General features: G+C 32.5%; 10 protein-coding genes. 7 read left to right on the forward strand and 3 right to left on the reverse strand.

The annotated features are described in order from the left end of the window. Positions 1–263 precede the first annotated feature (263 nt). From cysS to QZZ48_RS11830, 7 genes are all read left to right on the forward strand, one after another. Complete coding sequence (gene cysS, locus QZZ48_RS11800; protein WP_294966052.1) at positions 264–1712, forward strand: cysteine--tRNA ligase; 1449 nt, start codon at positions 264–266, stop codon at positions 1710–1712. Beyond that, a complete protein-coding gene (locus tag QZZ48_RS11805; protein WP_294966055.1) occupies positions 1713–2627 on the forward strand; it encodes a class I SAM-dependent methyltransferase in 915 nt (304 codons plus the stop codon). It abuts the gene before it with no gap. An 11-nt stretch (positions 2628–2638) separates the two neighbouring features. Continuing rightward, entirely contained in the window at positions 2639–4921 is a 2283-nt protein-coding gene (locus tag QZZ48_RS11810; protein WP_294966057.1) for a bifunctional diguanylate cyclase/phosphodiesterase, read from the forward strand. 108 nt (positions 4922–5029) lie between these two features. Beyond that, positions 5030–6088 (forward strand): quinone-dependent dihydroorotate dehydrogenase, encoded by a 1059-nt coding sequence (locus QZZ48_RS11815; RefSeq protein WP_294966058.1) that lies wholly within the window; start codon positions 5030–5032, stop codon positions 6086–6088. Next, the gene (locus QZZ48_RS11820; protein WP_294966060.1) at positions 6085–7383 is read left to right on the forward strand and encodes a pitrilysin family protein; all 1299 of its coding nucleotides are present in this window, start codon (positions 6085–6087) and stop codon (positions 7381–7383) included. The genes QZZ48_RS11815 and QZZ48_RS11820 overlap by 4 nt, the downstream gene beginning before the upstream one ends. Then, positions 7384–7686 (forward strand): DnaJ domain-containing protein, encoded by a 303-nt coding sequence (locus tag QZZ48_RS11825; protein ID WP_294966063.1) that lies wholly within the window; start codon positions 7384–7386, stop codon positions 7684–7686. 35 nt (positions 7687–7721) lie between these two features. Then, the gene (locus QZZ48_RS11830; protein ID WP_294966066.1) at positions 7722–8204 is read left to right on the forward strand and encodes a hypothetical protein; all 483 of its coding nucleotides are present in this window, start codon (positions 7722–7724) and stop codon (positions 8202–8204) included. A 3-nt stretch (positions 8205–8207) separates the two neighbouring features. Here the strand turns inward: QZZ48_RS11830 and QZZ48_RS11835 are convergent, their stop codons facing one another. The 3 genes from QZZ48_RS11835 to QZZ48_RS11845 form a co-directional block, all read right to left on the reverse strand. Then, positions 8208–9041, reverse strand: coding sequence for a radical SAM/SPASM domain-containing protein (locus tag QZZ48_RS11835; RefSeq protein WP_294966069.1), 834 nt, complete (start codon positions 9039–9041; stop codon positions 8208–8210). 64 nt (positions 9042–9105) lie between these two features. Further along, positions 9106–9753 carry an adenylate kinase gene (adk, locus tag QZZ48_RS11840; protein WP_294966072.1) on the reverse strand — a complete coding sequence of 216 codons (648 nt, stop codon included), beginning with the start codon at positions 9751–9753 and terminating at the stop codon, positions 9106–9108. A gap of 155 nt (positions 9754–9908) precedes the next feature. Then, positions 9909–10289: a methyl-accepting chemotaxis protein gene (locus QZZ48_RS11845; RefSeq protein ID WP_294966075.1), complete on the reverse strand. Its 381-nt coding sequence runs from the start codon at positions 10287–10289 to the stop codon at positions 9909–9911. Positions 10290–10353: the final 64 nt, after the last annotated feature.

A 10353-nucleotide genomic window follows, 5' to 3' on the forward strand; every position in this document is an offset into this window, starting at 1 on the left:
GGCTGGTGATGAAAAGATTATAAAAGAATATGTTTCTCTTAATGATATGCTTGACTTGCATAAGGTTAAAATATATGAAAATATTTCAGAAAGTTTATTAAAAAAATAAATTTATAACAAAATTACATCTGTACATTGATATCGAGTTAACGTATTCCAATCTTTTAGATGGGCATACACATAAAACCAAAATAAACTTACTATGCTATAATCACGAATATAATAAACCTCAATAAATAATTATAATCATAGGAAATTTTCAGATGTACATATACGACTCAGTACAAAAAACAAAACGTGAGTTTACTCCACTTGTAGAGGGAAAAGCCTCTCTTTATGTGTGTGGACCGACTGTTTATGATGACGCTCATCTTGGTCATGCTAAGAGTGCTTTAGTATTTGACCTTCTTTCCCGTGTTCTAAAAGCTAACGGTTACGACGTTACTTATGCTAGAAATATCACTGATATTGATGATAAGATTATCAAAAAAGCTCTAGAGTCTGGTAAAGAGATAAAAGAGATTACAGACTTTTATACGCAAGCATTTCACAAAGAAATGGATGCCATCGGTGTATCTCGTCCAGACATAGAGCCAAAGGCTACAGAGTCTCTAGATGCTATGTACGAACTTATCCAAAAGCTTATAGATGCAGGACATGCATATGAGACTTCAGAGGGTGATGTATATTTTGACACTTCAAGTGATAGCGAGTACCTAAAACTATCTGCTAGAGTTCAAGAAGATGATGATAAACAACAAAGAGTTGAGAGTTCTTCTATGAAAAAGAACCCTGCTGACTTTGCTATGTGGAAGAGTGTAAAAGAAGAGTATAACGGCTTGCCCGTTAGTAGCGATAAAGATGGCTTCAAGCCATCTTCTATCACTTTTGACTCTCCATTTGGTAAAGGTCGTCCAGGTTGGCATCTAGAGTGTTCTGCGATGATTGAAAAGCACTTAGCTCACGATGCTGCAGAGTTTGCAGTAGATATCCACGGTGGTGGAGCTGACCTACTTTTTCCTCACCATGAGAATGAAGCAGCACAGACTAGATGTGGAACTAACCATGCACTTGCAAACTACTGGATGCATAATGGTTTTGTGAACATTGACGGCGAGAAAATGTCTAAGAGTTTAGGAAATAGTTTCTTTTTAAAAGATGCACTAAAAGAGTATGACGGAGAGGTTCTACGTTTTTACCTTTTAAGCACTCACTATAGAAGTAACTTCAACTTTAATACTGAAGACTTGGCTAGCTCTAAAAAGAGACTTGACAAGATATATAGATTAAAGAAGAGACTTTTTGGACTACCTGAATGTACAGATTCAACGCTATTTAGAGAAGCTCTACTAAAAGCTCTTAGTGATGATATGAATGTATCTACTGCTCTTGCACTTATTGATGAGATGATATCAACTGCTAATGAAACACTAGATACTGCTGGAAAACATAAGCTTCTTAAACGTGAGACTATTTCTAACCTTGCTTTCATAGAAGAGATTTTAGGTTTTGGTGCTAAAAATGCCTATGAGTATTTTCAGTTTGGCGTAGATGCAGATACTAAAGAGAAATTATCTGAGTTGATTGTAAAACGTAACGAAGCTAAAAAAGAGAAAAACTTTGAAGCTTCAGATGCTATTCGTGATGAGATTTTAACTTTTGGTGTAAACATTATGGACACACCAAAAGGCACTTTTTGGGAAAAGGTTTAAATGACTATTTTAGATATACAAGAACATATAGAAGAAAATTATACAAGCCTAAGTGATGAGTTTAAAAGACTTTTTCATGGTCGTGGTGGACTTTATGAAGGGTGGAAGCATTTAACTATAGACTCAATAGATGAGATACTAAGTGTTGCTCTTTACACTGAAGAAGAAAAAGAATCAGAATTACTAGAGATGCTAAAGAATTTCATTGCATCTAGTAGACATAAGACTATAGTTCTTCAACGCCGTTACATCAAAGGTTCTCCAAGTGAAGTTATAGTTGGTGAACTTTGGGATGAGCTTTTTGTAGTTGAAAACGGTATGAAAATAAAGTTAAACCTACTCTCAAACCGTAACAGCGGATACTTCCCTGATATGAAAAAGGGAAGAGAGTTTGTAAGAGAAAACTCAAAAGACAAAAGCGTTTTAAACCTCTTCTCATACACTTGTGCTTTTAGTATTGCATCTATGATGGGTGGAGCATATAAGGTTTCAAATATTGATATGAGTAAGGGTGCGTTAAGCACAGGACGAACAAATCATCATTTAAATGACTTAGATACTAGAGGTGTTAGTTTTCATCCATATAACATCTTAAAATCATTTTCACGCATAAAGAAAAAAGGTCCTTATGATTTGATTATTATCGACCCTCCAACCTTTCAAAAAGGTAGTTTTGAAGCTACTAAGGACTATAGAAAACTTATTATGAAACTTCCACAGATTGCAGCCCAAGAATGTACCCTTCTTGCATGTCTAAACTCACCTGATTTAGATGTGGAGTTCATTACAGAACTTATAAAAGAGCTAGCACCTAGTTTTAAGTTTGTAAAAAGACTAGAAAATGTAGAAGAGTTTGCAAGTGAAGATGAAGATAGAAGTTTAAAAAATCTTGTCTTTGAGAGAACAATTATATAGTATAATGATATATGATTAAACCTAAAGAAAGTAACTTAGAAGTTAGAATTGAGTTGATACGCTTAGCCTCGTCAAATCTTTTTAAATCTTCTCTAGCAGTTCTTATTAATGCCATCATTATAACCATAGTATTTTGGAATATTACCGATAAAAAGATTTTATTACTTTGGTTATTTGCACTAACTTTTACAATTATATTACGTAATATTCAAGCGAACAAAAATATAAAAAATATAAAAACAATGTCAATTGTTTTTATTGAAAAAAGCTTTAAAAGAAATGCTATTTTAACTGCGATACTCATCAGTGCAGGAATATCTATTTTCTTTCCAGCTGATAAGCCATATCACCAAGCATTTTTGATTATGATTATGGCTGGCTTAGGGGCTGGAACTGTAATGAGTCTTTCTGTATACAAAGACCTTGTGAGAAACTACTTAATAATACTGATAGTTCCACTGACCTATATTATATATCAGATTGGCGATGACATTCACTCAATCATGGCACTACTTATAACTATATTTATGCTCCTATTTATTAGCTTTTCAAAAAACTATCATGAAAAAATCATAGAACTTATAACATCAAACATTATGATACTTCAGTCAGAAAAAGAGTTAAAACTATCAGAAAACAACTTTTCTTCTATCTTTAAAGAAGTTCCTATTGGTGTACTTACTTATGATAAAAATCTTATTGTTACACAAGCAAATATTTCCATTTCAAACTTACTAAAAGCACCAATGGATAAGCTAATAAAATTAGATATAAAAGTAATTAGAGACCAATCTATACGACCAGCTATAGATGCGACACTTTGTGGTGAGAGAGGATACTATGAAGGAATTTATCACACTCAAATATCTAATGAAAATATTTGGATAAAGATGCAAACCGTTCCCATGTACGATATATATAATAATATTAGAGGAGGTCTTGCAATAATAGAAGATATTACTGAACGTATTAAAGCAGATGAAAAAATTCGTTATCAAGCTTTTTATGATCACTTAACAGGATTGGCAAATCGTCTGACTCTGAATGATCGTCTTGAACAACAAATTCCTAGACTTGCAAGACACAATAGATACGGTTCTATACTCTTTATTGACCTAGACCACTTTAAAACTATCAATGATTCATTAGGTCATCATATTGGTGACATTCTTCTTAAAACTTTTGCAAATAGAGCCTCTTCTATGATGCGAGCAGAAGACACCTTAGCAAGACTTGGTGGTGATGAGTTTGTTATACTTTTATCAGATCTTAGTGACACTAAAAGTAGTGCAATAGAGCACTCTCATATAGTAGCAAAAAAACTGCACAGACTTATGAAAGAGCCTATAGAAGTCGAAGGACATATTCTTTACATAACACTTAGTGTTGGAGCAACTCTTATATCAAAAGAAGAATCAGACATAAACGTTATTTTAAAACATGCTGATATTGCGATGTATAAAGCAAAACAACTAGGTAGAAATACTACTTGCTTTTTTGAACAAGAGATGAGTGAAAAGATTGAGAGTCAACTTATACTAGGTAGTGAACTAAGAGAGGCTTTAAATAAGAATCAACTTGAACTATACTACCAACCTATTGTTGAGATAAAAAGTTCAAATATCACTTCATGTGAAGCACTAATCAGATGGAACCACCCTACAAAAGGTCTTATATATCCAGATGACTTTATACCTTATGCTGAAGAGAGTGGACTTATTTTATCTATTGGAAATTGGGTAATTGAGCGTGCTTGTATAGACTATAAAAAGATAAAAGGTAAGGTAAAAAATATATCTATCAACATTAGTTCTAAGCAATTTAACCAAAATAATTTTGTAGATAAGATTTTACAAACGACTAAAGAGTACAGTGTCAATCCAAGCGCATTAAAACTTGAACTTACAGAATCAGTCGCACTTGATAATCTTTTAGCTACTACAGATAAGATGAACTTACTAAAGTCTCACGGTTTTATAATTGCTATGGATGATTTTGGAACAGGTTATTCATCACTTTCGTACCTTAAAAACTTGCCATTTGATTTTCTAAAAATTGACCGTAGCTTCATTCAAAATGTACTTAATAATGAAGATGATGCTTCTTTGGTTAGGACAATATTAAGTATCTCTAAGCAGTTTAACTTCAAGGTTATTGCGGAGGGTGTAGAAGAAAAAGAACATATTGATTTTTTAGATAATTTGGATTGTGAATACTATCAAGGTTATGTAATGTCTAAAGCTATTCCTATTGATAAGTTTGAAAAATTTCTAAAAGATAAAGCACTTTCTTAGAAGTACTTATTTTAAGGAGTAAAACTCCACATCTAATATATCCTTTATTAAACCATTACCTTTATTTTAGTATAATCAATTAATTTTTTAAAGTGGATATAAACAGATATGATAAATTATCAAAGTATAAAACCTTGGCTTTTTAAGCTGCAACCGGAAAATGCACATCACTTAGCTGAAACAGCTATCAGAACTGCAAATGTTTGCCAAATACCGTTTAACTCTTTTTTAGAGTCTCACTTTATAACAGATGATGTTTTAAAGCAAGAACTATTTGGTCGTACTTTTTTAAACCCTGTTGGACTTGGTGCAGGATTTGATAAAAATGCCACTATGATCCGCGGTATGCAAATTTTAGGTTTCGGTTACACTGAAATCGGAACTGTTACACCTAAGTCTCAAGCTGGAAACCCAAAACCTAGAATGTGGCGTCACATAGGTGAAAAATCTCTTCAAAATGCTATGGGATTTAACAACGATGGAGCACTAAAAGTTCAAAAAAGACTTAAAAAGATCTACCCTTTTACAACTCCTATAGGTGTTAATATTGGAAAAAATAAAGTAACTCCTGAAAATGAAGCTATCAATGACTATACTCACCTTATAAAAACATTTGACGGTCTTGGTGATTACTTCGTTATTAATATCTCTTCTCCAAATACTCCAGGTCTTAGAGACTTGCAAAATGAAGAGTTTATTAGTAAACTTTTTACTGAAGCTAAAGCACTTACTGATATGCCTATTCTTTTAAAAATAGCACCAGACATGACTCCACAAGATGCAGTAGCACTTACAAAAATGGCAGTTGAACAAGGTGCTGATGGTATCGTTGCGACAAATACTACTATTGACTACTCTCTTGTAAAAGAGCCATATGATGTTGGTGGACTTAGCGGTGCAGTCTTAAAAGAAAAAAGTTTTAAAATTTTTGAAGCTATAGCAAAAGAACTTTACGGTAAAACTACACTAATATCTGTTGGTGGAATTGACTCACCTGAAGAAGCCTACAGAAGAATAAAAGCAGGAGCGTCTCTAGTGCAGATTTTAAGCGGAATCGTATTTAATGGTCCTGATATGATTATGGACTTAAACAAAGGGCTTATAAAGCTTATCAAAGCTGATGGATATACAAATATCACTCAAGCTATCGGTGCAGACAGAAAATGAAAACTTTCTTAGCACTTATACTAATCTTAGGGACACTAATGGCATCTTCACTACCAAAATATGAGACTAAAACACTAAAAAATGGATTACAAATAGTTGTAATTCCTCTTGAGAACTCAACTAATGTTATCTCTACTGATATCTTTTACAAGGTTGGTAGTAGAAACGAAATCATGGGTAAAACTGGTATTGCACATATGCTAGAACATATGAACTTTAAGTCTACAAAAAACTTGCCTGCAGGAGAGTTTGACAAAGAAGTTAAAAGCATAGGTGGTGTAAACAATGCATCTACTAGTTTTGACTATACTCATTACTATATCAAGTCAAGTACAAACAACCTTTCAAAATCACTAAATCTTTATGCTGAACTTATGCAAAATCTAAATCTAAAAGATAAAGAGTTTCAACCTGAGCGTGATGTAGTTGCTGAAGAGAGACGTTGGAGAACAGAGAACTCTCCACTTGGTTACCTTTACTTTGCAATGTTTAACAATGCTTATGTTTATCATCCTTACCACTGGACTCCAATTGGTTTTATGAATGACATACAAACTTGGAATATCAAAGATATAAAAGACTTTCATAAGACTTACTATCAGCCAAGTAACGCCATCTTAATGGTTACAGGTGACGTTGATCCTAAAGAAGTCTTTAAAAAGGCTAAAAAAGAGTTTGGTGGTATCAAGAACACTGCTAAGATTCCTGAGTTTAAATTTGTAGAGCCAGAGCAAGATGGTGCTAAAAGAGTTACCATTCATAAAGATAGTGAAGTAGAGATGCTAGCTATTACTTTTCATATTCCTGACTTTTTAGATAAAGACCAAGTTACACTAAGTGTAATTTCTGAGATTCTTTACTCTGGTAAAAGTTCAAGACTATATAAAGAACTAATTGATAAAAAACGTCTTGTAAACCAAATTTACGCTTACAATATGGAAAACATCGATCCAGGCCTTTTCATCTTTTTAGCATCTTGTAACCCTGGTGTAAAAGCTGAGGATGTAGAAAAAGAACTTATAGAGCAAATAGAGCTAATGAAAACATCAAAAGTAACTAAAGCAGAACTAGATAAGGTTAAGATCAATACAAAAGCAGACTTTATCTACTCACTAGAGAGTTCAACTTCTGTTGCTAATCTTTATGGAAGTTATTTAGTTCGTGGTGATCTTTCTCCACTTTTAACTTATGAAGAAGATATCAATAAGATAACTGCAAAGAAAGTTCAAGATGCAGCGAAGAAGTACTTTAACTTTGACAAATCAACTACTATCATTTTAAAAAAAGGTAAGTAGTTGTTATCCATCACCTATGATGAGTTTGAACAAGCTGTTGAAACTCTAAATCTCATAGGTGTTGAGAGAAAAGAAGATATAAAAAAAAGATACCTAAAACTATCTCGTAAATATCATCCTGATATGCCTGAGGGCTCAACAGAAAAATTTCAAGAGATAAATAAAGCATATAAACTTATAAACAAGTATGTTGATAATTTTAAATATAGATTTACAAAAGAAGAGTTTGGTAATCAACGCCCCTTTTCAATGGGTGATAATGAATGGCTTCATAAACCTATAGACACTTCAAGTAAAAGCTAAGCAATATAAAACATCATATCTACTAAAATAACCCTATGAAAAAACATGACTTAATATCAAAATATTTTAAACGAGAAAATCTAGTAGATACTATGGCCACATATCAGTTGTACTATCAAATATCTTTGGGTACATATATCACAGAAAGTTCATTTGATGAAGAAAAAGTTGATGAATTAGGTTTAGATATACTACCTGAAAATGTATGTAACACTATGATAGAAATTATAAATAATTTTCATAAAGAAAAAGATTTTGATGATATTTTTAATGACAATATAAAAATAAACGCAATGATACACTCTTTAAAAGACTTTACTCTTAAGAATAAAGAGTTAGAAGATAAAGAAAATATTTATGATACCTTTTACGAGAAAATCTTAAATGATTCATTTTATACAATAAATATGAATATTTTCTTTGAAGAAGAGATAAAAATAAAAATAAATGATTGGAAAGATTTAATTAATAAAAAGACAGCAAGAGAGCTAAAAGAATCTGCTTTTAAAATAATTTGATAATCAACTTGTAAATCTGTCTTTATAACTACACTTTTTACATAGCTCTTCTACTGCTCTCTTAGATGCTAATACTTCGCTAAGTGTGGTTGTGTTTAGATTGCCAAGATTTATAACTCCATCACCGTCTAAACAACAAGGAACTACACTCCCATCAGCCAGTATGCCTATGTGAGACTTTAGTCCGTAACAGCTTGCATTAGAGTTATGAGTTGAGTTCAATGATGGCCACTCAAAATACTCATCAAAGTTTAGTAGTACTTTAGATGCAAGTCGTATAGACTTTGGTCTATTTTTATATAACTCTCTAATATTTAACTCAACCTCAAAATAATCAGATAGTTTATTTAACAGTAAAGTATTATATTCTTCTTCACTGCAGTCTTCATCAAAGTTCCATATTCTTAGGTTTATAAAAGGCTTTGGCTTATTGATTATTTTGTATTGACATGTAGCTAACACAGAATCAATGTAATCTTCAAAACTAAGTTTCAGTGAGTTTTTATTGTAACTATTTAATGAAATATTTAACTGACGGACACAAGGATGAAAGATACTAGATGCTTGCATGTTATTTAGGTAGTAGCCACTTGTAGTTAATTCTACTTCAAAGCCATGACTGTGAGCAAGTTCTAGGTACTCATTTAAATTGGAGAGGATTAAAGGGTCTCCCATAACATGAAAGGCAAGCGATTTAGTATAACCCTGTAGTTGTATCAATATTTTAGTAAATAGTTCTAGAGACATTGTTTTAGAAGGTTGAAGTTTTGGTGGACAAAAACTACATGCAAGACCACATATATTTGTTACTTCAATATGAACACGATGAAATTGCATAGATACTCTTTTTAAATGCTAGTGGATTTTATGCCCAAGTATTACTTGGACATAAAAGTTATTATTAAGCTAGTTGAGAAGTAATAGAAGCTTCAACTTCAGAAATGTGAGCTGTACCATCTACTGTGATATAAGTTAGTGTATCAATTGTTTTTGCTTGTTCTTTGTAGTAACCTATAAGTGGTTGTGTAAGTTCATTATAAACTTTAAGACGATCAGCAACTACTTCTGCTTTATCATCATCACGTTGCACTAAATCTTCACCAGTTATATCATCTTTACCTTCAACTTTTGGAGGATTAAAAGTAACATGATAAGTACGTCCAGATGCTAAGTGAGCACGACGACCTGACATACGTTTTACAATTTCTTGGGCTGGAACATCAATCTCGATAACGGCATCGATTACGATACCTGCTTGAGTAACAGCGTCTGCTTGAGGAAGAGTACGAGGGAAACCATCTAGTAAGTAACCATTTTTACAATCATCTTCTACAATACGATCTTTAACAAGACCAATAATAATCTCATCAGTAACAAGTTGACCAGAGTCCATAGCTGCTTTAGCCATTTTTCCCATATCTGTACCAGCTTTGATTGCTGCTCTTAACATGTCACCCGTTGAAATCTGAGGAATGTTAAACTTCTTTGTTAAAAATTGAGCTTGAGTACCTTTACCAGCACCCGGTGCTCCCAATAATATAATTCTCATTGTATCTTCCTAAATATTTAGTTAATGATACTATATAATAATGAGTTTAAATTAAGCTCTATTTTGGATAATAATTTTATTATTTTTCGAATTTTAAAGATACTGAAACCTTTTACACTCAAGGTGCAAAAGGCTATGCGGATTACTTGAGTTTTTTAAGTTCTAAATTCTGATAATTTAGCATTTAGTGTTTCAGTCATCTTATTCATATGATCTGCTGAACTTGCAATTTCTTCAACACTTCTAGCATTTTTACTAGAGAGGTCATTAACCTTACTTATTCCATCAATAATACGTTCAGTATCTTTACCTGTTTGAATATAGTTCTCAACCGTTTTATCAGCCATAACTACTGCTTCGCCCATTACTGAAGACAACTCTGTTATCTTCTCTTCTACACCGATTGCAGTGCCACTTAATTCTTCAACTTTTTTTGCATTTGCATTCATCTGATCACTAGAGTCCACAATTGACTGAACAATAACGCTAATAGTTGAATTAATTTCGCCAATTCCAACAACAAGTGCAATTTCCACCTAAATTAGCTAGCTAATCTTTTACTCATTTCACTGAAAAACACTTCATACGGAGTTTTGTATT

The organism is Sulfurimonas sp., assembly GCF_016744025.1.
Classification (GTDB): Bacteria; Campylobacterota; Campylobacteria; order Campylobacterales; family Sulfurimonadaceae; genus Sulfurimonas.

Excerpts from the sequence above, each read along its gene's own strand:
- cysS (WP_294966052.1), top strand. The coding sequence starts at position 264 with ATGTACATATACGACTCAGTACAAAAAACAAAACGTGAGTTTACTCCA.
- QZZ48_RS11805 (WP_294966055.1), top strand. The coding sequence starts at position 1,713 with ATGACTATTTTAGATATACAAGAACATATAGAAGAAAATTATACAAGC.
- QZZ48_RS11810 (WP_294966057.1), top strand. The coding sequence starts at position 2,639 with ATGATTAAACCTAAAGAAAGTAACTTAGAAGTTAGAATTGAGTTGATA.
- QZZ48_RS11815 (WP_294966058.1), top strand. The coding sequence starts at position 5,030 with ATGATAAATTATCAAAGTATAAAACCTTGGCTTTTTAAGCTGCAACCG.
- QZZ48_RS11820 (WP_294966060.1), top strand. The coding sequence starts at position 6,085 with ATGAAAACTTTCTTAGCACTTATACTAATCTTAGGGACACTAATGGCA.
- QZZ48_RS11830 (WP_294966066.1), top strand. The coding sequence starts at position 7,722 with ATGAAAAAACATGACTTAATATCAAAATATTTTAAACGAGAAAATCTA.
- QZZ48_RS11835 (WP_294966069.1), bottom strand. The coding sequence starts at position 9,041 with ATGCAATTTCATCGTGTTCATATTGAAGTAACAAATATATGTGGTCTT.
- adk (WP_294966072.1), bottom strand. The coding sequence starts at position 9,753 with ATGAGAATTATATTATTGGGAGCACCGGGTGCTGGTAAAGGTACTCAA.